Below are 26,161 nucleotides of genomic sequence, written 5' to 3' on the forward strand. Positions count from 1 at the left end.
ACACTGGCAGTCTGGACAACGCAGGGCGATAGGTAAAATACGAATTCGATAATCGACTGATACGAAAAAGGTATCGCCATGATCGATCTACGCCAGTTCCGGCAATTCATCGCGGTCGCCGAAACGCTCAGCTTCCGGCGCGCGGCCGAGCGGCTGCACATGGCCCAGCCGCCGCTCAGCGCGGCGATCCGCAAGCTCGAGGACGAACTGGGTGTCGCCTTGCTCGAACGCGACAACCGCGGCTCGCGGCTCACGCCGGCCGGCGAGGCATTCCTGCTCGAAGCGCGGCGCGCGCTCGAACAGGCCGAGCGCGCGGTGGCCGTGGCCCGCCGCGCGGGCGCCGGCCTCGGCGGCACGCTGCGGCTGCGCTTCGTCGACAGCACGGTCAATGCGCTGTTGCCGCTGATCCTGCGCGCGTTCCAGGAACGGCATCCGGAGGTCGATTTCCAGCTCGAGGAAGGCACGACCGCCGAGCAGGTGCTCGCGCTGCGTCAGGACCGCACCGACGCCGGCCTCGTCGTGCTGCCGGTGGCCGACGCCGGCGACGTGCGTGTCGAGCCGCTGCTGTGCGACCGGATGGTGGCCGCGCTGCCCGACGGCCACCGGCTCGCGCACCGCCGGCGCATCGCGCTGGCCGAGCTGGCGGACGAACCGTGGGTCATGTTTGCCGCGCACCACGGGCCCGGCATGCATGCGCTGATCGTGACGGCGTGCGCGCAGGCGGGCTTCGCGCCGCACGTGGTCCAGCAGCCGCGCCAGATGCAGACGACGGCCGGGCTCGTCGCCGGCGGCATCGGCGTCGCGCTGATGCCGCGCCTGTTCGTGCCGATGCAGCCGCAAGGCATTACGTTCTGCGAACTGAAGGATGCGGGCAGTCCGCTCGCATACGAACTGGCGCTCGCGTACCGTACGCCGTCACCGCTCGTCGATGCGCTGCGCGACACCGCGCGGAACGCGGTGCGCGAACTGGGGCTGGTTGCCGCGACGTGACCGCGCGCATCGCGCGCGCGGCGCTCAGTCGCCGAGGAAGTTGAACACGACGCCGAGCACGGCCTGCCGGAACGCCTCCGGCCGCGTCGGCAACGACGTGAACTCCAGCATCATGTGGCTGTACGACACCGTCGTGCCGATCGCGCTCGCGATCATGAAGAACAGCACGTTCGGATCGACCGGATGGATCGCGCCGGCCTCGACCGCATCCGCCAGCAGCGGAAACATCGCGTCGTGATACGGGCGCACGATGCGCTCCTGCAATCGATCGAGCCGCCCACCCTCCTCGGTCGCCGCCGTCGAGAAGAACATGCCGATATCCGGCTCCGCGAATTCGTGATCGACGCACAGCTCGAGCGCGCGCCGCACGCGGTCGCGATGCGGCAGCGACGACGTGCGCAACGCGCGCAGCGCGTCGAACATCGGTTCGGCCAGCTCGACGATCTGCTCGACGACGGCCAGCCACAACGTTTCCTTCGTACCGAAGTGATGGGCGATCAGCGCCGCGTCGATGCCCAGCTCGCGCGCGACTTCGCGCACGCTCGTCGCGTCGTAGCCGCGCTTCGCGAACGTGCGGCGCGCGGCCCGCAATATCACGTCCGGACCGACGGACGCATCCGCCAGCGGCCGTCCGCGCGTACGCCGCTTCGACGGCACGCGCTCAGTGACTTCTGCCACGTTTTTCCTGCTCCTTGAAACGATTCGAATGCCCGCGTTCGGTCCCCGATATCACGTACGGGAAGCCGGCGGCCTGCCCCGCTCCGTTGACACGCGGAGCCGGGAAGCGCTAGGATCATACCTTATTCATCACGTGATGATTTATCCATGACAACCCCTACACGTATCGTCATCGTCGGCGGCGGGATCGCCGGACTGCAGCTCGCGACCCGTCTGGGCGAGCGTCTCGGCCGCTCCGGGCGGGCGCAGATCACGGTCGTCGACCGCAGTCCGACGCACATCTGGAAACCGATGCTGCACACGATCGCGGCCGGTACGCGCGACGTCCAGCAGCAGCAGGTGATCTTCCTCGCCCACGCCCGCGACCACGGCTACACGTACCAGCCCGGCGAACTGAAGGGGCTCGATCGCGCGCGCCGCCGCGTGCAGCTCGGCGAGATCCGCTCGCAGGACGGCGACGTGGTGATCGACGCACGCGAACTCGAATACGACGTGCTGATCCTCGCGCTCGGCAGCCAGGCCAACGATTTCGGCGTGCCGGGCGTGCGCGAGCACTGCTACTTCATCGACAGCCAGCAGCAGGCGGAGACCTTCAACGAAGCGTTGCGGATGCGCGTGTTCCGCAGCATCGCGCGCGACGAGCCGTTTCGCGTCGCGATCGTCGGCGCGGGCGCGACGGGCGTGGAACTCGCGGCGGAGTTGAGCCGTTTGCTGGAAGTGGCGGAGGCGTACGGCGACGAAACGGTGCGCGAGCGGCTGCAACTCACGCTGCTCGAAAGCGGCCCGCGCATCCTCAACGCGTTTCCGCCGCGAATTTCCGCGTCGGCGCAGCGGCGGCTCGAACAGATCGGCTTTCACGTGCTGACGTCGACGCGCGTCACGTCGGCCGACGCAAACGGCTTCCACTACGGCGACGGTTCGTTCGCCGAAGCGGACCTGATGGTCTGGGCGGCCGGCGTGAAGGCGCCCGATTTCATGCAGGGGCTGGGCGGACTCGACACGAACCGCGCGAACCAGATCGTCGTCGGCCCCACGCTGCAAGCGACCGGCGACGAGCACGTGTTCGCGATCGGCGATTGCGGGAGCCTGCTGCCCGACGGCCACGAACGGCCGCTGCCGCCGACCGCCCAGGTCGCGACGCAGCAGGCCGAGCATCTCGCGAAGCACTTGCCCGCGTGGCTCGACGGCACGCCGATTCCGCCGTTCGCGTTCCACGATTTCGGCGCGCTGGTGTCGATCAGCGATTACGACGCGTTCGGCACGCTCGGGCAGTTCGGGTTCTTCCGCGGCGGCTTCATCCAGGGGCGCTTCGCGCAGTTCAGCCACCTGATGCTCTACCGGCGGCACCAGCAGGCGCTGCACGGCTTCTCCAAGGCGACCTTGCTGTGGATCGCCGAACGGATCAACGGCTGGGTGCAGCCGCGCATCCGCCTGTCGTGATGCCGCGCGTCGCGGCACCGCGTAACGTTTCGAGGAACAGAGACATGAACAACCGTGCAATGCCCTGGCTCATGACCGTCGCCGCAATCGGCAGCTTCGACATGCCGTCCGTCTCGTGGGGCGCGCCGCGGCGGCGCAGCGTCACGCGCGACCGACTGCCGTCGTGGGACGCGACGAGCAAGCCGACCATCAGCGTGCTCGAACGGCCCACGGCCGACACCGTGATGATTTCGTGGCGCGACGCCTGCACCGGGCACTACGGCTACCAGAAGTGGCGCCTGTTCACGACGCGCAAGCGCGGCGTATGCGCGCTGTCGGGGCGATCGATCGAGATCGGCGACAGCGTCTATGCGCCGCAACTGCTCGGCTCGACGCCGGGCAACGCCGCCGCGATGGTGCTCGCGGCGTGCATCGACGACGCGCTGGCGGCCTGAGCGTCAGGTCGACGTGGTCTGACCGGCGCCATAGGCCGGAGCGCGGTTCTGCCGTTCGAGTTCGGCATCGAGATGCGCGGCATGCGCGTTCGCTTCGGACTCCGACATCAGCTCGCCTTCCCATTTCGCGACCACCGCGCTGGCGATCGAGTTGCCCACCGCGTTCGTGGCCGAGCGGCCCATGTCGAGGAACGTGTCGACACCGAGAATCAGCAGCAGCCCGGCTTCCGGGATGTCGAACTGGTGCAGCGTCGCCGCGATCACGACGAGCGAGGCCTGCGGCACGCCGGCCATCCCCTTCGACGTCAGCATCAGGATCAGCAGCATCGTGACCTGCGTGCCGAGCGACAGGTGGATGTTGTAAGCCTGCGCGATGAACAGCGACGCGAACGTGCAGTACATCATCGAGCCGTCGAGATTGAACGAATAGCCCATCGGCATTACGAAGCTCGAGATCTTGCGGCGCACGCCGAACCGGTCGAGCGCGTCGAGGATCTTCGGATACGCGGCTTCCGAGCTGGCCGTCGCGAACGACAGCATGAACGCTTCCTTGATCAGCACGAGCAGCTTGAACACGCGGCGGCCGAGGAACAGCAGCCCGGCCGCGACGAGCGTGGCCCACAACAGCACGAGGCTCACGTAGAAGTCGCCCATGAACACCGCGAACTTCAGCAGGATCGACAACCCGTTGACCGCGACGGTCGACGCCATCGCGGCCATCACCGCGAGCGGCGCGAGCTTCATCACGTAGCCGGTGATCTTCAGCATCACGTGCGCGAGCTGGTCGATCGCGGCGACGAGGATCTTGCCGCGCTCGCCGAGTGCGGCGAGCGCGACGCCGAAGAACATCGAGAACACGACGATCTGCAGGATCTCGTTGTTGGCCATCGCCTCGGCGATCGACTTCGGCACCATGTGCCCGACGAAATCCTTCAGCGTGAACTTGGACGTCGCGAGATGCGCGGACGCGCCGATGTCCGGCAGCGGCAGGCCGAGGTTCTCGCCGGGTCGCAGCAGGTTCGCCATCAGCAGGCCCAGCAGCAGCGAGACCAGCGACGCGGTGACGAACCAGCCGAGCGCCTTCACGAACACGCGCCCGACCGACGACGCATCGCCCATGTGCGCAATGCCGACGACGAGCGTCGAGAACACCAGCGGGCCGATCACCATCTTGATCAGCCGCAGGAATACGTCGGACACGAGCGAGATGTAGCCGGCGATTTCAGCGGCCGACTGCCTGTCCGGAAGCTGCGTGTAGATCAGGTAGCCGATCAGGATGCCGGCTGCCATCGCGAGCAGGATCCAGCCTGCCGCAGACATTCGTTTGTTCATGACGGAATTCGCCGCACGGCGATGGAGTTGACGGAAGAAAGGTGCGCGTCCTGCGCCACGGTACGCACGGCGCGAGCCGCTCAGGCTCGCGGACGCGCTGTCGCCGCCCCGGCATTCACGTGAACGCGAAGGCCGGCAGCAGCGATTCGGCATGAAGCGATCGGGTCAGTAGCCGATCGCCGAGCCCGCCGGACGGCGCGGGTCGTTGTAGCCGTAGATGAAGCCGACCCGCACGTTGCCGGACACGGACGAATCGTTCCCGGAACTCTGGCGGCTCGCCGCTTCGGTGTCCGGCAGGCCGACCATGATCAGCTCGGCGGCGCCCCACGGCGTCTGCTCGACCATCTTGTAGCCCATGTTGCGCAGGATCGCGAGCGTGTCGGGCGACAGGCCGTAGGTTTCGTAATAGACCGCGTCGGGCAGCCACTGATGATGGATGCGCGGCGCGGCGACCGCGTCCTGCGGCGTCATCCCGTAGTCGATCACGTTCAGCACGGTCTGCAGCGTGATCGTGATGATGCGCGAGCCGCCCGGCGAGCCGACCACCATGAACACCTTGCCATCCTTCTTCACGATGGTCGGCGCCATCGACGACAGCGGACGCTTGCCCGGTGCGATCGAGTTGCGCGTGCCCTGCACGAGGCCGAACAGGTTCTGCGCGCCGACCTTCACGGTGAAGTCGTCCATCTCGTCGTTCAGGAAGAAGCCCGTGCCCGGCGCGATGACCACGGCGCCGAAGCGGCCGTTGACCGTATAGGTCGTCGACACCGCATTGCCGTCGTGGTCGACGATCGAGTAATGCGTCGTTTCCGGCTTCTCGTGCACGCCGACACCGGGCTGCACGTCGACCGACGGCGTCGCCGTATCGGCATGGATGCTCTTGCGGATCTGCGCCGCGTATTCCTTGCTCGTCAGCTTCGCGACCGGGTTGTCGATGAAGTTCGGATCGCCGAGCAGCGTGTTGCGGTCTTCGTACGCATGGCGCATCGCTTCGGTCATATAGTGGACCGTCGCGGCCGAATGGTAGCCGAGCTTGCGCAGGTCATACCCTTCGAGGATGTTCAGCGTCTCGCACATCGTCACGCCGCCCGAGCTCGGCGGCGGCGCCGACACGAACTCGTAGCCGCGATACGTGCACGTCAGCGGCGCCATGTCCTGCGCGCGATAGGACGCGAAATCGGCCGCCGTGATCACGCCGCCGCCGCGCTTGGCCGCCGCCTCGACGACCTTCGGGATCTCGCCATGATAGAACGCGTCCGGCCCCTGCTCCGCGATGCGCTCGAGCGTGCGGGCCAGATCCTTCTGCACCAGGCGGTCACCCGGTTGCAGCGCCGTGCCGTCCGGGCGCAGGAAGATGCGCGCGGCTTCCGGATCCTTCCTGAAGCGCTCGACCGTCGTGTCGAGGATGTCGGTATCGCCGCGCGTCAGCACGAAGCCGTCGCGCGCGAGCCGGATCGCCGGCGCCATCACCTGCTTGCGCGTCAGCTTCCCGTACTTGCGCTGCGCGAGATCGAGCCCGGCCACCGTGCCCGGCACGCCGACCGCGCGATAGCCGTACAGGCTCTGGTCCGGGATGACGTTGCCCGCTGCATCGAGATACATGTTCGCGGACGCCGCGGCCGGCGCGGTCTCGCGGAAATTGATGAAGCGGTCGCGACCGTCGGCCAGGTGGATCGTCATGAAGCCGCCGCCGCCGATGTTGCCGCAGCACGAGTTGGTCACGGCCTGCGCATAGCCGACGGCTACCGCCGCGTCCACCGCGTTGCCGCCTGCCTTCAGGATGTCGATGCCGATCTGCGACGCGAAGTGCTGCGACGACACGACCATGCCGTTCTTCGCTTCGACCGCCGGGTCCGACGCAGCGAACGCGCACACGCTCATCGCCGACAACAAGGTGAGTACTACGAGCCGCCTCATGACGGAATCCTCCAGACGAATAAACCGGGCCATGCCGGGATGCATCGGCGCGCAACTGCTATCGACGCTGCCCATCCGACATGTAATAAACGGTACATTTCAGCAAGGCCGCGATCATAACACTCGCTTTTTTGCGTCAAAAACTAGGGTAATCACTGAATTTAAGGCGAATGGACATCGACATGCCTAGTGAGATATGTTGGTTTTATTACATATATGAACGTGTTCGCCGACCGGGTGATACGTCCCTCTAATTTCGGACCGGACGCGGCCTGCCCCACGTCAATCGGCTAACATGCGTGCAGTGGCCGGCAGGCGCATGTCTGCCGTTTGGTCGTTCAATTCGTTCAATTCAGATAGAGAGCCGGAGTGCCGATGGGGACGAGCATCAGGGCGTTGCTGTTATCCCAGATGGATAGCTTCACGCCGTCGGAACAGAAGGTCGCGCAGGCGTTGCTGGATCGCTATCCCAGTCTCGGGCTGGGCCCGATCGCGCAGTTTGCGAAGCAGGCGGAAGTCAGCGACCCGACCGTGTTCCGCTTCGTCGTCCGGATCGGCTTTCCGAACTACTCGTCGTTCCAGCAGGCGCTGTACGACGAGATCGACACCGCGATGAATTCGCCGCTCGCGCGGATGGATGCGTTCCACTCGGAAACGGGCATGCGCGACAGCCATGCGGCGATTTTCCAGCGGCTGTCCGAATCGCTCGCGACCACGATCGAGGGGCTCGACGCGGCCGCGTTCGACGCAGCGGTGGCGGTGCTGGCCGATCCGGACGTTAGAGTTTTCTGCGGCGGCGGGCGCTATACGGCGCCGCTCGCGTCGCTGTTCTCGTTCACGCTGACCTATGCGCGGCCGCATGTGCAGTACGTCGAGCCGAACGTGAATCTCGCCTCCGTCGCGCTGGCCGACATGGGGCGCGACGACGTGCTCGTGATCTTCGACTTTCGCCGCTACCAGAAGGACAGCATCCGCTTCGCGCAGGCCGCGCACCGGCTCGGCGCGCGGATCCTGCTGATCACCGACGAATGGCGCTCGCCGATCGGCGAGTTCGCGGAGATCGTGCTGCGGATCCAGGGCCGCCCTTTCGCGATGCTGCAGACCAACGTGCCGGCGCTGGCGCTCGCCGAAGCGCTGGTGATCGGCGTGACGAACCGGTTGCCGGAACTGGCGCGGCAGCGGATGGAGAAGATCGAGCAGCTCAACGCGGGCGGGATCGAATGGGATACCAACCAGCGCGATTTGCCTGAATGACGACTGGTCGCCATTCGGGCGTGGGTCTCAGCTCTCGACATCCTCCAGGCTGAACACTTCGGTCTTGTCGTTGTACGAAAAAACTTCGCCGTACCGCCCCCAGTCGATCACCGCATCGAGCGTTTCCTCCGCCGCTTCGTCGGACAGAAAATCCTCCAGCTCCTGCTCGAAGCGCACGCGCGGCGCACGATGGCCCGGACGCTCGTTCAGCACCTTCCGGATCCGGGCAGCAAGCGGTACATGCTTCAGCAGGTGATCCGCGAACATCAGCTTGCGCTCCTGCGTGCCGAATTCCGCGAACACGCGTGCGGGCGGCGTCAGGAATACATCGCCTTCGCGCACGTCCGCGAAGCCGAGGTACTGCAGCACTTCCGCGATCGGAAACAGTTCGTCGACTTCCAGATGCAGTGAGCGTGCGATTTCCGGCATGTCCGCACGGCCGTGGTACGGCGCCATCGCAAGCGTCTCGATCAGGCCGGCCATCAGGTTGGTCGACACGCGCGGCATCCAGCTGCCGAGTTCCAGCCCCTTCTTCGTCGCTTCGCCGGTCTGACGCGCGGTCATCTTCGCGTAGATATCGTCGACGAGCTTGCGGAAATCGGTGTCGAGCCGATTGCGCGGGTGCTTGAACGGCACCTTGATCTCGGCGATCACGCGGCCCGGGTTCGACGACAGCACGAGAATGCGATCGCACATGAACACCGCTTCCTCGATGTTGTGCGTGACGATCAACACCGACTTGATCGGCATGCGGCCCTGCGTCCACAGATCGAGCAGGTCGGTACGCAGCGTTTCGGCGGTCAGCACGTCGAGCGCGGAGAACGGCTCGTCCATCAGCAGGATCGTCGGATCGACGACGAGCGCGCGCGCAAAACCGACGCGCTGGCGCATGCCGCCCGACAGCTCGCGCGGATACGCGTTCTCGAAACCGTCGAGACCAATCAGGTCGATCGCGGCCAGCGCACGTTCGCGCCGCTCGCGCGCGCCGACGCCGAGCGCTTCGAGCCCGGCTTCCACGTTCTGCAACACGGTGAGCCACGGGAACAGCGCGAAGGTCTGGAACACCATCGCGACGCCTTCGGCCGGGCCGCGCAGCGGCTGGCCGAGATAGGTCACTTCGCCGCCGGTCGGCTCGATCAGCCCGGCGATGATCCGCAGCAGCGTCGACTTGCCTGAGCCCGAGCGGCCGAGCAGCCCGACGATCTCGCCTTCGCGCAGCGACAGGTTCGCGTCGTCGAGCACGAGCAGCTCGCCCTGCGTCTTGTTGAAGCCGCGGTTCACGTGCTCGACGCGCAGGATTTCTTCACCCAGCCGGGGCGGCTGCAGCGGCTGGGACGTCTTGACGGGGGCGTTGATAACGGTCGAATTTTGCATCGCGCTTACTCTCAATCGAGACGGAGCCGGGATTCCGCATAGGCGTACATCGGACGCCACAGCAGGCGGTTGAACAAGGTAACGAACAGGGACATCACGGCGATGCCGAGGATGATTTTCGGGAAATCGCCGGCGGCGGTCGTTTGCGCGATATACGAGCCAAGGCCGTGCGCGACGACCTTCGTGTCGCCCCACTGCACGAACTCGGACACGATGCTCGCGTTCCACGCGCCGCCCGATGCGGTGATCGCGCCGGTCACGTAGTACGGGAAGATGCCGGGCAGGATCGCCTGGCGCCACCACTGCCAGCCGCGGATGCGGAAATTCTTCGTCGCTTCCTTGTAATCGTTCGGATAGGACATCGCGCCCGCAATCACGTTGAACAGGATGTACCACTGCGTGCCGAGCACGATCAGCGGCGACAGCCAGATATCCGCGTTCAGGTGGAAGCGGACGATCACGATCACGAACACCGGAAACAGCAGGTTCGCCGGGAACGCCGCGAGAAACTGTGCGAGCGGCTGGATCTTCTCGGCCAGCTTCGGGCGTAGCCCGATCAGCACGCCGAGCGGCACCCAGATCACCGATGCGATCGCGATCAGCACCAGCACGCGCAGCAGCGTGATGAGTCCGAGCGCCAGCACGTGCCCGACCTCGCCCATCGTCACGCCGGTCGCGACGAAGCTGACGACGCGCCACACGACGTACACCGTCAGCAGGATCACGAACGCGCCCCACACGACGTCGCCGATGCGCGACGAACGGCGCGACGATGCGCCGCGCGCACGCGTGCCCTTCAGCGCCGGCGCGCGCAGCGGAATCCGCGCTACCTGCGACAGCAGCCAGCCGGCCGGCACGAGCAACTGATGGATCAGGTGCGTGCGACGCATCATGTCGAGCAGCCACGATTGCGGCGCATCGCCCGACGCGGTGTTCTCCATCCGGAACTTGTCGGCCCACGCGACGAGCGGGCGAAACAGGAACTGGTCGTAGGCGAGAATCACGACCGACATCGCGACGATCACCCAGCCGACCGCGCCGAGATTCTTGTCCGAGATCGCCTGCGCGAGATACGCACCGATGCCCGGCAACGTGATCGTCTGGTTGCCGACGGTGATCGCTTCCGATGCGACGACGAAGAACCAGCCGCCCGACATCGACATCATCATGTTCCAGATCAGGCCCGGCATCGAGAACGGCACTTCGAGCTTCCAGAAGCGCTGCCACGACGTCAGGTGAAAGCCTCGCGACACTTCGCTCAGATCGCGCGGCACCGTGCGCAGCGACTGGTAGAAGCTGAACGTCATGTTCCATGCCTGGCTCGTGAAGATCGCGAAGATCGCGGCCAGCTCCGCACCGAGCACGCGACCCGGAAACAGCGCGAGGAAGAACGTGACGGTAAACGAGATGTAGCCGAGCACCGGCACCGACTGCAGGATGTCAAGGATCGGGATCAGCACCATGCCCGCGCGGCGGCTTTTCGCGGCGAGCGTGCCGTAGACGAGCGTGAACACGAGCGACGCGACCATCGCGGCGAGCATCCGCAGCGTGGTGCGCAATGCGTATTCGGGCAGATTTGACGGATCGAGCGAGATCTTCTGCGTCTGCAGCACGCCGATCGGCGCCATCGTCTGGTGAAAACCGACGATCGCCATCGCGAGGATGCCGATGATCAGCGGAAACGCGACCGCATCCCAGCGGTTGGGCAGCACGCGCCACGCGGACGCGTTGGCGGTGCGATTCGGATCGAAGAAACGGATATCCATCGGTAGCGTCTTGTGTTGAATTGAAAATCGATGGGTCCGGCCGCATGCCGCGCGGTCGGGCGTCGCACCCGCGGTGCGAATCAGAACAGCCCGTGCTGTGTCCGGTATGAGGTGGCCGGCAGCGCGAACGGCAGCACCGAGCCTTCCTTGACGAGGCGAAGATCGGCGCGGGGACGAATGCCGACAGGGGCGATGCCGCAGGCAATGATCAGAAAAAACAGCGCGAGGCCGAGGGTGCGCGTGCGGTGGCCGACCGCACCGACCGTGTCCGTTGCCGCGAGGTTCGGCATGAAGGGCTCCGGAGAGGTGATTCGGAGTGGGAGGCTATCGGGCGGTCGTGACGCAAATGTGACGCGTCACTTACAGGACATTGACAGGTCATCCGGCGGGCGTCGCGCATCGCCCCGCCGGCCACCGACACGAGGGTTCGATCTCGCAACGGTCGGGAATAAATCCGCCGCTTCGCCGGTATCGCATGCGAAGGCGCCGGCTTATTCCAGGACGATCCGGCCGTCCGGTTTCGTCACACGAATGCGAGGCTTACATGTCTTCATCGACCCCCACCCGCCCGTCGCGCCGCAAGGCCCTGCAATGCATGGCCTTCGGTGGGCTCGGCACGCTGTTCACGCTGTCGGGCGGCATCCTCACCCCGTTCGACCTCGCGCTCGCGCAGACCGGCGACGCGCGCCCGGCCGACGCGGGCCGGCCGCTGTTCGTGCAGATCAGCGACACGCACATCGGCTTCAACAAGGACGCGAATCCCGACGTGTCGGCCACGTTGAAGCAGACGATCGACCTCGTCAACGGGATGCCTGCGCTGCCCGCGCTGACGATCCATACCGGCGACATCACGCACCTCTCGAAGCCCGAGGAATTCGACCACGCGTCGCAGTTGCTGTCCGCGCTGCGCGTGCCGGAACTGCATACGGTGCCCGGCGAACACGACGTCACCGACGGTTCGGGCGCCGAATATTTCGGCCGGTTCGGCAAGGCATCGGACAATCGCGGCTATTACAGCTTCGACCATGCGGGCGTGCACTTCATCGGCCTCGTCAACGTGATGCACTTCAAGCCGAACGGGCTCGGCAGCTTCGGCGACGAGCAGCTCGCGTGGCTCGCGCAGGATCTCAAAGGCCGCTCGTCGAGCACGCCGATCGTCGTGTTCTCGCACATGCCGATGTGGACCATCTACGAACCGTGGGGCTGGGGCACCGGCGACGCGCCGCAGACGATGGCGCTGCTGCGCCGCTTCGGCTCGGTCACCGTCCTGAACGGGCACATCCACCAGATCGTGTCGAAGGTCGAAGGCAACGTGACGTTCCATACCGCCCGCTCGACCGCGTTCCCGCAGCCGACGGCCGGCAACGGCCCGGGCCCCGTGCCGCTCACGGTGCCGCACGACCGGCTGCCGTCGATGCTCGGCGTGACGACCGTCGAATTCACCGGCCATCCTGCCGCGTCGTCGCTGCACGATGCGACGCTCGCCTGATCAATATAAGGAGACCGACATGATCCGCTTCAAGCCATCTCGAATCGTCGCGGTGCTGATCCTGTGCGGCGCGGCCGCCGGCACGCCGCCCGCCGCATTCGCGCAGGGTCCAAACGGCCCGCTCGTGACGATCCGCAATTTCATGTTTTCACCGATGGCCACCACGATCAAGGCCGGCACGACGATCACGTGGAAGAACCTCGACGCGGAGCCGCACACCATCGTCAACGACGCCGGCATCTTTCGTTCGAAGGCACTCGACCAGGACGAGACGTACGCATTCCGCTTCGACAAGCCGGGCGTCTACAAGGTGTTCTGCGGGATTCATCCGTACATGAAGGAGACGATCACCGTCGAATGACGCGGGCCGCCACGAAACGCGCGAGCGAACGACGGGCGGCAGCCGCCTACAATGACCGTCGTCCCATTCGCCCGCGAGGCACACGGAGCCGGTCATGCCCAAAATCGACCTCGACGCCGTGCCCGAACACCGCGGCAGCGGCTACCCGCGGCCGTTCGATGCGCCGTGCGCGCAACGCATCCGCCGGCGTCTCGGCGACGCCGGCGGCCTGCGCGATTTCGGCGTCAACCTGATGCGCGTACCGCCGGGCGGCTGGCCGGCCCGCCGCACCAAAGGGCCGGAAGCGGCCGGCGCAGCAAGAAGCGCAAGCCGCCATGGCGCAGCGGGCCGCCCCGCGCTGCCGATCGCCTACACTGAATCGAACTGTTCGGTTCCGATCCACCGTCACACGCAGCGAGGCAAGCCATGACCGCGAGCCAGCCGGCACGAATGGACCTCCCCGGGCAAGTCGTGCTCGTGCTCCAGGGCGGCGGCGCACTGGGCGCGTTCCAGCTCGGTGTATTCCAGGCGATGGACGAAGCCGGGATCCGGCCCGACTGGGTGGTCGGCACGTCGATCGGCGCGATCAATGCAGCGCTGATCGCGGGGAATCCGCCGGAACGGCGCTACGACAAACTGTCGGCATTCTGGCATCGCGTGACGGAGCGGACCCGCTTCGACGTCCCGCCGCTGCTGCCGGGGTGGGACCGGGCACTGGCCGAGCTGATGATCATCGGCGGCGGCATCGCGGGATTCTTCCAGCCCAATCCGGCGTCGTGGCTCGGGCCGATGGTGCGGCTCGGCGTCGATCGCGCGTCGTACTACCGGATCGCGCCGCTGCGCGACACGCTGGTGTCGCTGATCGATCCCGACCTGCTGAACGCCGGCCATCCGCGCCTGACCGTCAGCGCGGTCAATGCCTGCACGGGGACGATGCGCTATTTCGATTCGCGCGATACGCGGCTCGGAGTCGAACACATCATGAGCTCGGGCGCGCTGCCGCCCGCGTTCCCGGCGATACGGATCGACGGCGCGCCGTACTGGGACGGCGGCGTGTATTCGAATACGCCGGTCGAGGTCGTGCTCGACGACAACCCGCGCCGCAGCTCGATCATCTTCTCGGTGCAGATGTGGAATCCGGCCGGCCCGGAGCCCGAGAGCATCTGGCAGGTGTCGGAACGGCAAAAGGACATCCAGTACGCGAGCCGCACCGACAGCCACATCGCGCGCCAGCAGCAGATCCACCGGTTGCGTCACGTGATCCGCGAACTGGTCCGGCACGTGCCGGAAGCTGACCGCGCGTCGCCTGTCGTGCGCCAGCTCGCCGCGTGGGGATGCGAGACCACGATGCACCTGATCAAGCTCGCCGCGCCGCGGCTCGACGGCGACAATCAGTGGAAGGACATCGATTTCACGCCGGCCGGCATCGCGGCCCGCCGGCAGGCTGGCTACGACGCGGCGAAACGGGCCATCGCCGCCCGGCCGTGGGACCTGCCGATGGACCCGACGGAAGGCTTGACGGTGTTCGATCCGGACGCCCCGCTGGTCGCGGAAAAAACGGCATGACGCGCGGGAGACACCGTCGCGCGCCGATTGCCCTGCACGGTCAGGCGCGCGCGGCCCGGATATGCGCGCGGCCGGCTTCGCTCACTTCGACCTCGGCCACGCCGCCCGGCGCATGATGGCGGACCAGGTAGCCGCGTGCGCAGGCCTCCTCCCACACCGGCAGGCGCGGGCACGACGTGCGCCACGCGTCGATCACCTCATCGTACGGCCGCGTGCCGGGCCCGATCCATTCGAGCAGGTCGAGAATCAACGGCTCGATCGATGCCGCTTCGCGCTCGGGTACGTCCGGGCGGACGACGTGGATCGGCTGCCCATCCGGCTTGCGAGAGTCGTCGAGGATCGTGATGTTCATGGGGACGCTCCTGGGAACGCTGTCATCCTGAACCGCGAAGGCCGCGGGGGGAAATGAATTTATCTTGCCGATTCCTGCATTTTTCTGATCGATCGATTTTCGTCGGGCGCACGCAAGTCCGCCGCGGTGCCGGCCACCACCGGACACGACTGCGGCAATACCTGCCCGAACAGCACGGCCAGCCCGCAAGCAGACGTGAACATGCCGAGGCCGTCATGCCCGACACCCGGCACTTCGACGACCTGCTGCGCGAGATCGTCCGGATGCCGCTTCTTCAGATAATCGAAATAGGCCAGCCCGCGCGCGAGCCGGTACGGGCCCTGCGCCATCGCCGCACACGAACGGTCGATGAAATGCGTGGTCGGGTTCGTGTCGGCCTGTCCGAGCAGGTACACGACATGGCGCGCGACGTAGCGTGTTTCGAGTTCGCGCACGTCCTGCGACGCAACGTAAGGCGGCGCCGACTTCAGCCCGTATTTCCATTCCGTCGCGCGCGGGCAGGTGTCGCCCGCTATCGCGTCGGCATTCGGACGTTCGTCGTCGAAGTACAGGTAACTCGACGGGTTCGCGACCACGTAGCGCACGGCGATGCCGGCCCGCACGAGCGCGTCGCCTTCGCGCCCGGCTACTGCGTAACGCTGCAGCAACTGCGCGCCGGCGGAGTGGCCGATCACGACGATCGTTGTCAGTGACGGGTACAGGCTGCGGTCGGCGAAATGCGCGAGCAGCGCGTCGAGCGCGGCAAACGAGCTGATCGGGCCCGGCTGGCGGGCCGGTTCCCCGCCCTTCCATCCTTCCTGGGTCCACGCGAGCGTCGATGCGGGCAACGAGAACGCGCGCGTATCGGCACGTGTCAGGAACTGCGGCGCGACGACCATCGTGCCGTTGCCTGCCCCGCCGGCCTTCTCGACGACCTTGCGCCCCGATGCGTAGTAAGCGTCGGCATTGCGCAGCGTGCCGTGAATCACGATAAACACGCGCGTGACGTCGGGCGCCGCTTGGTCGACCGGATGGTCGGCGTACACGGGCAGCATCGCGCTGCCCTGCGGCGTGTCGACGGCCAAACGCTGGTCGGCAACGGCCTTCACCGGCGCTTCGAGACGTTCGCGCTGGGTGGGCGTAGCGGCTTCGGCCCGGTGTGCGCCACCCAGGATGCCGATGGCCGCCGCGAGCGGAATCGCGAACGACAGGAATCGGGCGGCCGGCAACACGCGTGAGCGCCGGATGCTTGCAAAGGCAACGGAAATGACGGACATGACAGTGGATCGAGTGGCGGATATCGCTTTAACGGCGATGGTCGCAGAATCCGTCGCGCGCTGCCGGCCTGTTGCGAAAACGGGTCAGTCGGCCGGTTGCGCACCGCGTTCCGCGTCGGCGCACGCTTCGCCCGAGCGATGCTGCATCTGCTGCACGATGCCGATTAGTTCGCCGATATGCGTCGGCACCGCGTGCTTGCCAGCGCGCGCCCACGCGTCGAACGACGTCATGCCGCTCACCGCGCCGACGAACGGCATGCCGGCACGCTCGGCCGCCTGCGCGTCCACCGCGTGGTCGCCGACGTAGACCGCCGCGGCGGCAGGCAAACCCAGCCGCGCCAGCGCCTGCGCGAGCCCTTCCGGGTCCGGCTTGTGGCGCTGCACGTCTTCTCCGCCGATCAGCACGTCGACCAGCGATTGCAAGCCGTTGCGTTCGAGAATCGCCTCGATCCGGTAGCGAAACTTCGACGACACGATCGCGACGGCAAGCCCTTGCTCGCGCAACGCCGCAAGCAGCGGCGGCACTTCGGGATAGATGCGGGTGCCGGGCACCATGATTTCGTCGGCGCGCGCGACGAAGTACCGCGCGAACGCATCGGCCCGAGCCGCCACGGTTTCGCCCGTCAACGAACGGAACATGTCCGGCAGCGGCAGCCCGATCACGGCGCCGATCTGTGCGGGCGTCGGGCCGGCGGCGCCGAGCTGATGCAGCGCGTACTCGGTGCACGCGATGATCGCGGCGGACGAATCCGCCAGCGTCAGGTCGAAATCGAATATGACGGCCCGAACAGACATGAAAGAACTCCGTCAGCAAAGCGCGATGCCACGTATGTTACGCGGGTGGCGATGTGGGATCATCGACGAGATGACCTGAAACCGGGCAGCCCGTTGAAGGCGCCTCGCCCGGGTTGAACCGTCCCCGCGATCGCCGCACGCTATCAACCCCATTGCCGATAGTGCTTTCAAACATATCGTCAAAATACGATATAAGATTCGCCCATCGACGATACCCGTTTGCCTGATCGAAAACACCCAGCCTTTCCATGCCTACCGAACTCGACATCGACGCGATCCTGAAAGCGCTCTCGAACCCCGTGCGCCGGGAGATCCTCGTCTGGCTGAAAACGCCCGGCGAGCATTTTCCGCAACAGACGCTGCCGTACGAACACGGCGTCTGCGCGGGCCAGATCGACGCGCGCTGCGGGCTGTCGCAGTCGACCGTCTCCGCGCACCTCGCCACGTTGCAGCGCGCGGGGCTCGTGACGTCGACGCGGATCGGGCAGTGGGCGTTCTTCCAGCGCAACGAGGCCGTCATCGACGCATTTCACGACGCCCTGCGCCGCGAACTCTAGCCAACGGCCGAACCGGCCATGCGGGGCGCCATCGCACATGACGCGACGGCTTCCCCGCCTTTCGTGAAGAGGTTATCTCCATGCCCACGCTGTTCGATCCCGTTACCCTCGGCGACCTGACCCTGCCGAACCGCATCGTGATGGCGCCGCTGACCCGCTCCCGTGCGGGCGCGGCGCGCGTGCCGAATGCGCTGATGGCGCGCTACTACGCCGAGCGCGCGTCGGCCGGCCTGATCATTACCGAAGCGACGTCGGTCACGCCGCAAGGCGTCGGCTATGCCGACACGCCGGGCATCTGGTCCGACGAGCAGGTCGAAGGCTGGAAGCAGATCACGCAGGCCGTGCACGCGGCCGGCGGGCGCATCGTGCTGCAACTCTGGCACGTCGGCCGGATCTCCGATCCGATGTTCCTGAACGGCGACCTGCCGGTCGCGCCGAGCGCGATCGCCGCGGGCGGCAACGTGAGCCTGGTGCGTCCGCCGCGTCCGTTCGTGACACCGCGCGCACTCGAACTCGACGAAATTCCGGGCATCGTTGCCGCATACCGCAAGGGCGCCGAGAACGCGAAGGCCGCAGGTTTCGACGGCGTGGAGATTCACGGCGCGAACGGCTATCTGCTCGACCAGTTCCTGCAGGACAGCACCAATCGCCGCACCGATGCGTACGGCGGCCCGATCGAGAATCGCGCGCGCCTGCTGCTCGAAGTGGTCGACGCGGCGATCGACGTGTGGGGCGCCGGCCGGGTCGGCGTGCACCTCGCACCGCGCGGCGACGCGCATACGATGGGCGATTCCGATCCGGCGGCCACGTTCGGCTATGTCGCGCGCGAACTCGGCCGCCGCAAGATCGCGTTCATCTTCACGCGCGAATCGTATTCGGGCGACCAGTTGAGCCCGCGCCTGAAGGAAGCGTTCGGCGGCCCGCTGATCGCGAACGAGCAGTTCACGGTCGATACCGCGCAGGCCGCGCTCGCGAACGGCAGCGCCGACGCGATCGCGTGGGGCAAGCTGTTCATCGCGAACCCGGACCTGCCGCGCCGCCTCGAAATCGGTGCGCCGCTCAACAAGCCGGTGCCGGAGACGTTCTACGCGGAAGGCGAAACGGGCTACACCGACTACCCGGCGCTGAGCGACGCGGCCTGACGGCCGACGACACACGCGGCACACGGCCCCGTGCGCCGCGCCCTTCCCGTCGCCTGGGCACGCCGTGTCAGCGTGCCGTTTCCTCGCGAAACAACGCCAGGCCGACGAGCGTCGCCACCCCGCCGCCGAGCACGTACCAGGCCGGCGCATAGAAGCTGCCCGTCGCACGCCACAGCGCGCTGACGATCAACTGCGCGAAACCGCCGAAGATCGTCACGCCCAGCGCATAGATCATCCCGAGCGACGTCGCACGGACTTCGGGTCGCAAGGCTTCGAGAATCATCACGAAGCCCGCGGGGCTCGACAGCGTCATCAGACCGATCAGCACGATCACGACCGCCAGCACGGTGAAGACCGACGGCCATGTGCGCATCGCATGAAACGCCGGCAGCACGAGTGCCGTCGAGATCGCGCACACCGTTCGCAGCATCGGCTTGCGGCGGCGCAGGCGGTCCGCGAACCGGCCTGCGAACGGTGAGCCGACCAGCATCACCCCGCCCGCCGTGCAGCCGGACAGCAACGAGATGGAAGCGGGCATGCCGAGTGTCAGCGTCAGGAACGACGGCAGGAAAAACACGATCGTATACATCGTCGACGTGCCGCCGATCACCAGCAACGTGCCGGCCGCGACCTGCCGCCACGGAATGCGGCGGCTGACACGCGGAGCGCTCGCTGCCGCATGCGGCAGCGTGTCGTCGAGATGGCGTCTCAGATAAAACCCGACCGGCCCGATCAGCAGGCCGAGCACGAACGGCACACGCCAGCCCCAGCCTTGCAGCGCATCGGGCGACAGCCAGCGCGACAGCGTCAACGCGACGAGCGCGCCGGCGAGCGCCGCGCCGCCCTGGCTGGCCATCTGCCAGCTGACCAGTTCGCCGCGCCGACGGGCGCCGCCCGACTCCATCAGCAACGTCGTCGCGGCCCCGACCTCGCCACCTGCCGAAAAACCCTGCAGCAGCCGGCCGATCACGATCAGCAGCGGCGCCGCGATGCCGATCTGCGCGTAGGTCGGCGCGAATCCGATGATGCCGGTACCGAGCGCCATCAGCGCGACGGTCAGCACCAGCGCAGGCTTGCGCCCGACACGATCCGCATACGCGCCGATCGCGACGCTGCCGAGCGGCCGCGCAACGAAACCGACGCCGAATGTCGCAAGCGACAGCATCAACGCACCCGCATCGCTGGACGCCGGAAAGAACAGCCGGCCGATCAGCACCGCGAAGAAGCTGTAAACGGTGAAGTCGAAGAATTCGAGTCCGTTGCCGAGCGCAGCCGCGGCGACGGTCCGCCGCATCGCGCGTCGCGCGTCGATTGTCTGCGCGGGAGCCGCGCGATTCAGGGTGCTCATCGGAAGCCCTCGTTCAGAAGTTGTGATACATCCCGAGCGACACCGTCACGGGCGTCGTGCCGGTGCGCGGCGTCGTACCGCCGGGCTCGGTCGGCAACGGATTGCCGTTCAGCAGCACGGTCGAGATGCCGTAGTTTCGGATGAACCCTCCCCGCGCGTAGAGGCCGGTACGTTTCGACAACAGGTAGTCGTAGCCGAGCATGACGCCAAGCGCCGAATCCTTCGCCGGCCGGCCGGCGGCATCGCGCACGCCCGACGTATCGCGATAGACGACGGACGCGCGAACCGCATTCACGCCGAACGGCACGATCGTGCCAAGGGTGTACACGCGTGCGATTCCGTCGCCGGCAAGTTTCGGCGCATATTGATTGAACGACGCGGACAGCACGAGCCGCCCCGTGTCGTACACGGCGCCGAGCCCGTACAGGTCGTTGCGTACCGTGCTCGCGCCGTTGACGCCCCACACCTGGTTGTAGCTCGCCGCCAGATAGGTCGTGCCGTTGTACCACTGCAGCAGCGCGCCCTGCGCGGACGCGGCAGGTGCGCGCCCCGCGACATTGCTGGGCGCGTACATCAGCATCAGCGTCGTGGTGCCGGCCACGATCGGCGTGCGATAGGTAATCGCGTTGTCGACGCGTGCCGGCAGTTGCGTCGCGCCCGGTCCGAGGTCGCTGTTGTAGCCGACGCCGCGCGCCGTCTGCACGGCGGCCGCGCCGAGCCACGTATAAACCGAATTGGTGCCCACGGAGCCGAACACGTCGATGAACAGCGGCAGCCCCGTGCCGATCTGCTTGCCGACTCGCAGCCGGCCGTAGCGGTCGGACATGAGGCCGATCCACGACTGCCGGTTGAAGAACGACTGCGTATCCTGCTGCGCGCCGTTGTTCGCGAGAAAACCGCTTTCGAGATTGAATTCGGCGCGCCACCCGCCGCCGAGATTCTCGCGCCCGAAGAAGCCGAATTTCGACGTCCACTCGCCGCCGCTCTGGGTCTGCCACATCGACCGTCCACCCACCGTCTGGTAGTTGATCCCCATGTCGACCGAGCCGTACAGCGCCACGCCCTCCTTCAACCCGCCATTGAACTCCGGCACCGCCGCGAGGAGTACGTCCTGATACGGCGCCGCGCAGGCACTGCCGGTGCCCAGCGCCAGACACGCCGCGCCCCATGTCAGTCTCTTCTTCATTCGTTTTCCTTATTTTTCATCGGGAAAATTCCGAATTGCCGCGACGGGCCGACGCTCTCGTCAGACCGCGGCCAGGAAGCGTTCCGCGACGCCGACGAAATAGGCGGCGCCCCAGCCGAGCGCCTCGTCATTGAAGTCGTAGCCCGGGTTGTGAACCGAGCAGCCGCCGTGCGAATCGATACCGTTGCCGAGCATCACGTAGCAACCCGGCACGCGTTCCGTCATCCATGAAAAATCCTCGCTGCCCATCACACCGTCGGCAAGCAGCGTGAGCGCACCGGCGCCGGCCAGCGCCGTGATCGTCTCGACCGCGAGATCCGCGGCGGCGGCGTCGTTGACGACCACGCGCGAGATGGCCTGATAATCGACCTGCGCAACGGTCCCGTAGGCCTGCGCCTGCGCGTCGGCGATCCGGCGAATCCGCGCCTCGACCTCGTCGCGCGTGGCCGCGTCGAGCGAGCGGACCGACAGTTGCAGCGTCGCGGTCTCCGGAATCACGTTCGGGGCCGTGCCGGCATGGAACGTACCGACGGTCACCACGGCCGCCTTGGCCGGATCGATGTTGCGGGCGACGATCGATTGCAGCGCGGTCACGATGTTCGCCGCCGCAACGATCGGATCGCTCGCGTGCTGCGGCATCGCGCCGTGCCCGCCCTTGCCCGTCACGGTAATCGTCACCGAATCGGACGACGCCATCATCGCTCCGTAGCGCAACGCGAAATGACCGACCGGTACGCCAGGCGCGTTATGCAGCGCATAGACGCGCTCGCAGGGAAAGCGCTCGAACAGGCCCTCCTCGATCATTCGCCTCGCGCCGCCAAGTCCTTCCTCCGCAGGCTGAAAGATCACGTTCAGCGTGCCGTCGAAGCGCCCCTGTCCGGCCAGATAGTGGGCAGCCGCAAGCAGGATTGCCGTATGGCCGTCATGACCGCATGCGTGCATCGTCCCGGCGAGCGTGCTCGCATGGGGCAGGCCCGTTTCTTCCCGGATCGGCAGCGCGTCCATGTCGGCGCGCAAGCCGAGCGTGCGCGACGACGTACCGCGCCGCAACTGGCCGATCACGCCGGTGCCGCCGATGCCGGTCGTCACGTCGTAGCCCCATTCGGCCAATTGCGCGGCGACGAGCCGCGCGGTGCGGGTTTCGGCAAAACCGAGCTCCGGGTGGGCATGGATGTCGCGTCGGATCGCGACAAAGCGGGGGGCGGTTTCACGGATCGCCGCGAGCGTCCGGGCAAGGTCCTGCGTCATGTCTGGCTCCATTGGATCGGCTGCATCGCAACCGCTGCGGCCAAGTATGGAGAGACGCGTCAGCTCAAAAAACACATCAATTTTGATACGGATAAGATTTGGTTATATCCTCCGCATCATGAAAAACCATCAATTGCGCGCGCTGGTCGCAGTGGCCACCGCGGGCAGCATCAAGGCTGCCGCGAAAACGATGCACGTCAGCCAGCCGGCCGTCAGCAAGGCGATTCAGGAACTGGAAAGCGAATTCGGCGTGGCGCTTCTCGAACGCAAGCCATGGGGTGTCGTGCCGACGCCGGAAGGCGACGTATTGCTCGGCCGCGCGCATGCGGTCGTGCGGGAACTCGAGCGTGCGCGCGACGACATGGCGCATCTGAAAGGGCTGCGTGAAGGCAGGCTGGTGCTCGGCTTCACGCCGATCGTCGCGATAACGGGGTTCGCGCACGCCTATGCCGAATTTCGACGCCACTGGCCGCATGTCGAGTGCGAACTGCGCGAACTATCGTTCAGTCAGTTGACCGAACAGTTGCACAGCCGGACCCTCGATCTCGCGTTCGCGGCCATCACCGGTACGGTCGCCGAGTCCGCCGACGTGAAGACGATCCGCGCCTTCGACACGGCATTCGTCACCCGCGAGAACGGGCGTTTCGCCGGCGCGACATCGCTGGACGCGCTACGCGATGCCGAGTGGATCCACACCGATGCGAGCGACAATTTTCCGACGCACATTCGCGATCTCCATGCGCACGCGGGCCTGCCGGCGCCGCGCTGCATCACGCGCTGCACGTCGTATGCGCTGTTCTACAGCCTGCTTCTCACGACGGATGCCATCTTCTCGTGGACCCGGCACTCGCTGTCGGAAACCGTGTTCGGCCAGGCGCTCACGCCGCTCCCGCTGCCGCTGTCGCCGCCACCGCTGCAGTTCTATCGGCTCACGCCGCCCGGCCTGCAGTTAACGCGCCCCGCGACAGATTTTCTCGCGTACATCGACGCTGCGTTCGCGTCGCGTTCGTTCGGGAGCGGCACGCGGGGCTGACTACGCCGGAATCGGTCCGCACCATGCATCAGGCCGCCACGGCGCGCCGCATGAACACGCGCTGCGTTTCGTCGAGACCGAGCGCGACGTGGTGCGCGCGGATCGCGCGCAGCGCGTCGTCGAGCGCGGCATCGTCGATGATCCGGAAACCGAGGCGCACGTAGTACGGCGCATTCCACGGCGCGTCGCGGAACGTCGACAGCACCACCTGCTCGACGTGCTCCCGCGCCGCGCGCGCCATCACCTGCTCGATGAGACGCGCGCCGATCCGCTGTCCGGCATGCGACGGCGCGACGTCCAGTTCCTCCAGATACAGCCGCTGCGCATCGAGCAGCCGGTAGAACGCGAATCCGACGCACGTGCCTTGCGGATCGACCGCGACATACGCACGACCGTCGTCGATCCGCACGCGCACGGCGGCCGCCTCGGTCGGCTCGCCGTCGGCGATGTCGGCCATGCCGATCGCGCGAAACCGCTGCGCGGCGGCCACTTCCACGGCGGCCATCGCGGCCGCGTCTTCCCGCGTGGCGGGGCGAATCAGGATCGATGCAGGCATGACGGCAATTCAGGCAGGCAGTCTGGAACGGCCGTCACTATAAGCGAAACTTCAGACGTTTCGTTTCGAACGATTTCGAATGCCCGATCCACGTGGTCCGGACGCGGTAGTCCGCGGCGACTCTCCGCCCACTAACAGCGAAACGCCTTGCGCCAGACGCCCTGCTCCGGCGTGTGATCGTTGCATTCGATCAGCGCGCGCACCAGCGCCCAGTCGTCGTCATCGCAGAAATCGAGCAGCACCGCGCCGTACGGGCCGCGCTGCTCGCGCAAGCGCTCGGCCAGTCGCGCATGAATGCCCTGCACCCGGCCATCGCCGTGTGCGACTACCGATGGATTCGCCCCCATCCCCGTGCCGCTGCAGAAACTGAGCGCCCAGCGGCCGCTGTCCGGCAACGGCAGGTGCGTCAGCAGCGCGTCGATCGCGCGCCACTTCCATGCGATCGATGCGGCCACCGGCACGCGATATTCGTCCTGGATCACGAATGCGCCGTCCGGATGGTCGATCGTAAACGTCGCGTTGTCGGGCCACGCGGTCAGGTCGATGCCGAGCGGCCGGCCGCTGCGAAAGCGCCGCAGCAGCACGACCGCGCCGCGCACGTCGCCGAGCGTCGGCAGCGTGCCGCCGGCATGCCAGCGCAGCCGCGGATGCCGCGCGCGATGCGCGTCGAACGTCGCATCGAAACTGCGCGTGCACGCATGCGCCGGCCACTCGTCCTTCACCGACATCACGATGCATTCGCGCGGATGCGCGTCGAGAAAGCGCGTACAGGTGGCCAGCACGTCGTCGAACGTCATGCCGAGCGCGATGCCGCCGTGATGGATGTCGAACGCGTCGCGCACGTGCCGGCAGCGGATGTCGAGCAGCCGCACGCCATGCGCGAGTTGCGCATCGAGCGGCACACGCTGCGTGCGCACCAGCCGATCGTCGACCGTATACGCACAGGTGTCATGGCTGCCCGGTAGGGTCAGCGTATGCAGCGGCCGCGCGTCGTCCAGCGCCGACATCCAGTCGGCAGGCGGCATGCACGTATCGTGGCTCGAAGGAATCATGAATCGATGAATGACAAGGAAAGAAAACCGTGGGTAACGGCGTCGGATGTTGCGGCGCGGGCCGGCGTGTCACGCTCGGCGGTATCGCGCGCGTTCTCGCCGACGGCGAGCATCGCGCCGCAAACGCGCGAACGCGTGATGGTCGCCGCGCGTGCGCTGGGCTACCAGGTCAACCTGATCGCGCGCGACATGATCACGCAGCGCAGCAGCATGATCGGCGTCGTGACGGCTGGGTTCGAGAACCCGTTCCGCGCGCGGCTGCTATCGGACCTGATGGCCGCGCTCGGGCAGCGCGCGCTCACGCCGCTCGTGACCAATGCGGAAGATCCGCGCCAGGTCCGGCAATCGCTCGAACAACTGCTCAGCTACCGGATCGCGGGCCTCGTAATGACGTCCGCGTCGCCACCGCTGTCGGTCGCGCAGCAATATCTCGAACACCGGATTCCGGTCGTGATGATCAACCGCGAAGCGAACCTGCCGGGCGCGGACGTGGTCGTCAGCGACAACGCGGCGGGCGCCGTCCATGCCGCGCAGCGGCTCGTGCAGGCCGGCGCGCGCCGGCTCGCGTTCGTCGGGCCGCGCGGCACGAGCTACAGCGCGCGGTCGCGCGCCGCGGCGTTCGAGCAGGCGCTCGGGCCACGCGACGCGTTCGACGCGACGCTCGTACGCATGCTCGACACGCCGTCCGACACCCATGCCTGCGGGATCGACGCCGCGCGGCAACTGTTCGTGGCCGGCGAGCGGCCCGACGGCGTGTTCTGCTCGTCCGACCTGCTCGCGCTTGGCGTGATCGACGTCGCGCGCCGTGAATTCGGCTTGCGCGTGCCGGACGACCTGCGCGTGATCGGCTTCGACGACATTCCGGCCGCCGAATACGATGCGTATCGGCTCACGACGCTGCGGCAGGACACGCGCGGCCTCGCGCATGCGGCGATCGACCTGCTCGCCGACCGGATGCAGACGTTCGACGGCCCGTCGCGCACGCGCGTCGTGCCGGTCACGCAGGTGGTGCGGGACAGTTGCGCGTGACAATGCAAGACCGGGCGCGGCGACGCC

The 26,161-nt window shown here is 66.9% G+C and carries 25 protein-coding genes and 1 pseudogene; 12 read left to right on the plus strand and 14 right to left on the minus strand.

The genetic code is table 11. From position 1 onward, the window contains the following. Positions 1-78: 78 nt before the first annotated feature. The gene (locus tag HWW87_RS19835; RefSeq protein ID WP_175821766.1) at positions 79-990 is read left to right on the plus strand and encodes a LysR family transcriptional regulator; all 912 of its coding nucleotides are present in this window, start codon (positions 79-81) and stop codon (positions 988-990) included. A gap of 24 nt (positions 991-1,014) precedes the next feature. Here HWW87_RS19835 and HWW87_RS19840 read toward each other — a convergent pair whose 3' ends face one another. Beyond that, positions 1,015-1,668 (minus strand): TetR/AcrR family transcriptional regulator, encoded by a 654-nt coding sequence (locus HWW87_RS19840; protein ID WP_175821767.1) that lies wholly within the window; start codon positions 1,666-1,668, stop codon positions 1,015-1,017. 147 nt (positions 1,669-1,815) lie between these two features. Between HWW87_RS19840 and HWW87_RS19845 the strand changes: the two genes are divergently transcribed. Together HWW87_RS19845 and HWW87_RS19850 are read left to right on the plus strand one after the other, a co-directional pair. After that, positions 1,816-3,108, plus strand: coding sequence for an NAD(P)/FAD-dependent oxidoreductase (locus HWW87_RS19845; protein WP_175821768.1), 1,293 nt, complete (start codon positions 1,816-1,818; stop codon positions 3,106-3,108). Between the two features lie 44 nt (positions 3,109-3,152). Beyond that, entirely contained in the window at positions 3,153-3,542 is a 390-nt protein-coding gene (locus tag HWW87_RS19850; protein WP_174431016.1) for a DUF3331 domain-containing protein, read from the plus strand. Between the two features lie 3 nt (positions 3,543-3,545). Here HWW87_RS19850 and HWW87_RS19855 read toward each other — a convergent pair whose 3' ends face one another. Then, positions 3,546-4,874 (minus strand): dicarboxylate/amino acid:cation symporter, encoded by a 1,329-nt coding sequence (locus HWW87_RS19855; protein ID WP_175821769.1) that lies wholly within the window; start codon positions 4,872-4,874, stop codon positions 3,546-3,548. A gap of 165 nt (positions 4,875-5,039) precedes the next feature. Then, positions 5,040-6,791 carry a gamma-glutamyltransferase gene (gene ggt, locus HWW87_RS19860; protein ID WP_175821770.1) on the minus strand — a complete coding sequence of 584 codons (1,752 nt, stop codon included), beginning with the start codon at positions 6,789-6,791 and terminating at the stop codon, positions 5,040-5,042. A 375-nt stretch (positions 6,792-7,166) separates the two neighbouring features. Here ggt and HWW87_RS19865 point away from each other — a divergent pair, with 375 nt between their 5' ends. After that, positions 7,167-8,045 (plus strand): MurR/RpiR family transcriptional regulator, encoded by an 879-nt coding sequence (locus HWW87_RS19865; RefSeq protein WP_175821771.1) that lies wholly within the window; start codon positions 7,167-7,169, stop codon positions 8,043-8,045. Positions 8,046-8,072: 27 nt separating this feature from the next. Here HWW87_RS19865 and HWW87_RS19870 read toward each other — a convergent pair whose 3' ends face one another. The 3 genes from HWW87_RS19870 to HWW87_RS19880 all read right to left on the minus strand — a co-directional run bounded on the left by HWW87_RS19870 (position 8,073) and on the right by HWW87_RS19880 (position 11,475). Then, positions 8,073-9,419, minus strand: coding sequence for a nitrate/sulfonate/bicarbonate ABC transporter ATP-binding protein (locus HWW87_RS19870; protein WP_175821772.1), 1,347 nt, complete (start codon positions 9,417-9,419; stop codon positions 8,073-8,075). 11 nt (positions 9,420-9,430) lie between these two features. Further along, the gene (locus HWW87_RS19875; protein WP_175821773.1) at positions 9,431-11,185 is read right to left on the minus strand and encodes an ABC transporter permease subunit; all 1,755 of its coding nucleotides are present in this window, start codon (positions 11,183-11,185) and stop codon (positions 9,431-9,433) included. An 80-nt stretch (positions 11,186-11,265) separates the two neighbouring features. Then, positions 11,266-11,475 (minus strand): phosphate transporter, encoded by a 210-nt coding sequence (locus HWW87_RS19880; protein ID WP_175821774.1) that lies wholly within the window; start codon positions 11,473-11,475, stop codon positions 11,266-11,268. A gap of 254 nt (positions 11,476-11,729) precedes the next feature. Between HWW87_RS19880 and HWW87_RS19885 the strand changes: the two genes are divergently transcribed. The 4 genes and pseudogenes from HWW87_RS19885 to HWW87_RS19900 all read left to right on the plus strand — a co-directional run bounded on the left by HWW87_RS19885 (position 11,730) and on the right by HWW87_RS19900 (position 14,580). Continuing rightward, complete coding sequence (locus HWW87_RS19885) at positions 11,730-12,674, plus strand: metallophosphoesterase (RefSeq protein ID WP_175821775.1); 945 nt, start codon at positions 11,730-11,732, stop codon at positions 12,672-12,674. A 19-nt stretch (positions 12,675-12,693) separates the two neighbouring features. Then, positions 12,694-13,035 carry a cupredoxin family copper-binding protein gene (locus HWW87_RS19890; RefSeq protein WP_175821776.1) on the plus strand — a complete coding sequence of 114 codons (342 nt, stop codon included), beginning with the start codon at positions 12,694-12,696 and terminating at the stop codon, positions 13,033-13,035. Between the two features lie 94 nt (positions 13,036-13,129). After that, a pseudogene (locus HWW87_RS19895) lies at positions 13,130-13,303 on the plus strand (transcriptional regulator); the annotation flags it as partial. 137 nt (positions 13,304-13,440) lie between these two features. Continuing rightward, complete coding sequence (locus HWW87_RS19900) at positions 13,441-14,580, plus strand: patatin-like phospholipase family protein (protein ID WP_175821777.1); 1,140 nt, start codon at positions 13,441-13,443, stop codon at positions 14,578-14,580. 40 nt (positions 14,581-14,620) lie between these two features. Here the strand turns inward: HWW87_RS19900 and HWW87_RS19905 are convergent, their stop codons facing one another. The 3 genes from HWW87_RS19905 to HWW87_RS19915 form a co-directional block, all read right to left on the minus strand. Further along, positions 14,621-14,932, minus strand: coding sequence for a 3-phosphoglycerate dehydrogenase (locus tag HWW87_RS19905; protein ID WP_175821778.1), 312 nt, complete (start codon positions 14,930-14,932; stop codon positions 14,621-14,623). A gap of 59 nt (positions 14,933-14,991) precedes the next feature. After that, positions 14,992-16,188, minus strand: a complete 1,197-nt coding sequence (locus HWW87_RS19910; RefSeq protein ID WP_175821779.1) for an alpha/beta hydrolase — start codon at positions 16,186-16,188, stop codon at positions 14,992-14,994. An 84-nt stretch (positions 16,189-16,272) separates the two neighbouring features. Further along, complete coding sequence (locus tag HWW87_RS19915) at positions 16,273-16,983, minus strand: HAD-IA family hydrolase (protein ID WP_175821780.1); 711 nt, start codon at positions 16,981-16,983, stop codon at positions 16,273-16,275. 248 nt (positions 16,984-17,231) lie between these two features. Between HWW87_RS19915 and HWW87_RS19920 the strand changes: the two genes are divergently transcribed. Both HWW87_RS19920 and HWW87_RS19925 read left to right on the plus strand, forming a co-directional pair. Further along, complete coding sequence (locus HWW87_RS19920; protein WP_006496873.1) at positions 17,232-17,540, plus strand: helix-turn-helix transcriptional regulator; 309 nt, start codon at positions 17,232-17,234, stop codon at positions 17,538-17,540. Positions 17,541-17,620: 80 nt separating this feature from the next. Beyond that, on the plus strand, positions 17,621-18,682 hold the full coding sequence (locus tag HWW87_RS19925) for an alkene reductase (RefSeq protein ID WP_175821781.1): 1,062 nt from the start codon (positions 17,621-17,623) through the stop codon (positions 18,680-18,682). 67 nt (positions 18,683-18,749) lie between these two features. Here the strand turns inward: HWW87_RS19925 and HWW87_RS19930 are convergent, their stop codons facing one another. Genes HWW87_RS19930 through HWW87_RS19940 form a run of 3 tightly spaced genes read right to left on the minus strand, consistent with a single transcriptional unit; the run spans position 18,750 to position 22,464 of the window. Next, complete coding sequence (locus HWW87_RS19930) at positions 18,750-20,030, minus strand: MFS transporter (RefSeq protein WP_175821782.1); 1,281 nt, start codon at positions 20,028-20,030, stop codon at positions 18,750-18,752. Between the two features lie 13 nt (positions 20,031-20,043). After that, the gene (locus HWW87_RS19935; protein WP_175821783.1) at positions 20,044-21,216 is read right to left on the minus strand and encodes a porin; all 1,173 of its coding nucleotides are present in this window, start codon (positions 21,214-21,216) and stop codon (positions 20,044-20,046) included. A 60-nt stretch (positions 21,217-21,276) separates the two neighbouring features. Continuing rightward, positions 21,277-22,464 carry a M20 aminoacylase family protein gene (locus HWW87_RS19940; protein ID WP_175821784.1) on the minus strand — a complete coding sequence of 396 codons (1,188 nt, stop codon included), beginning with the start codon at positions 22,462-22,464 and terminating at the stop codon, positions 21,277-21,279. 118 nt (positions 22,465-22,582) lie between these two features. Between HWW87_RS19940 and HWW87_RS19945 the strand changes: the two genes are divergently transcribed. Further along, positions 22,583-23,497 (plus strand): LysR family transcriptional regulator, encoded by a 915-nt coding sequence (locus tag HWW87_RS19945; RefSeq protein WP_175821785.1) that lies wholly within the window; start codon positions 22,583-22,585, stop codon positions 23,495-23,497. Positions 23,498-23,525: 28 nt separating this feature from the next. On the opposite strand, the gene HWW87_RS19950 is transcribed toward HWW87_RS19945, so the two are convergent. Together HWW87_RS19950 and HWW87_RS19955 are read right to left on the minus strand one after the other, a co-directional pair. Continuing rightward, the gene (locus tag HWW87_RS19950; RefSeq protein ID WP_175821786.1) at positions 23,526-24,053 is read right to left on the minus strand and encodes a GNAT family N-acetyltransferase; all 528 of its coding nucleotides are present in this window, start codon (positions 24,051-24,053) and stop codon (positions 23,526-23,528) included. Positions 24,054-24,184: 131 nt separating this feature from the next. Next, positions 24,185-25,105, minus strand: a complete 921-nt coding sequence (locus HWW87_RS19955) for a phosphatidylinositol-specific phospholipase C (protein WP_175821787.1) — start codon at positions 25,103-25,105, stop codon at positions 24,185-24,187. A gap of 6 nt (positions 25,106-25,111) precedes the next feature. Between HWW87_RS19955 and HWW87_RS19960 the strand changes: the two genes are divergently transcribed. Further along, positions 25,112-26,134, plus strand: a complete 1,023-nt coding sequence (locus tag HWW87_RS19960) for a LacI family DNA-binding transcriptional regulator (protein WP_175821788.1) — start codon at positions 25,112-25,114, stop codon at positions 26,132-26,134. Positions 26,135-26,161: the final 27 nt, after the last annotated feature.

The sequence above is a fragment of the Burkholderia sp. BCC0419 genome (assembly GCF_902830285.1).
Classification (GTDB): Bacteria; Pseudomonadota; Gammaproteobacteria; order Burkholderiales; family Burkholderiaceae; genus Burkholderia.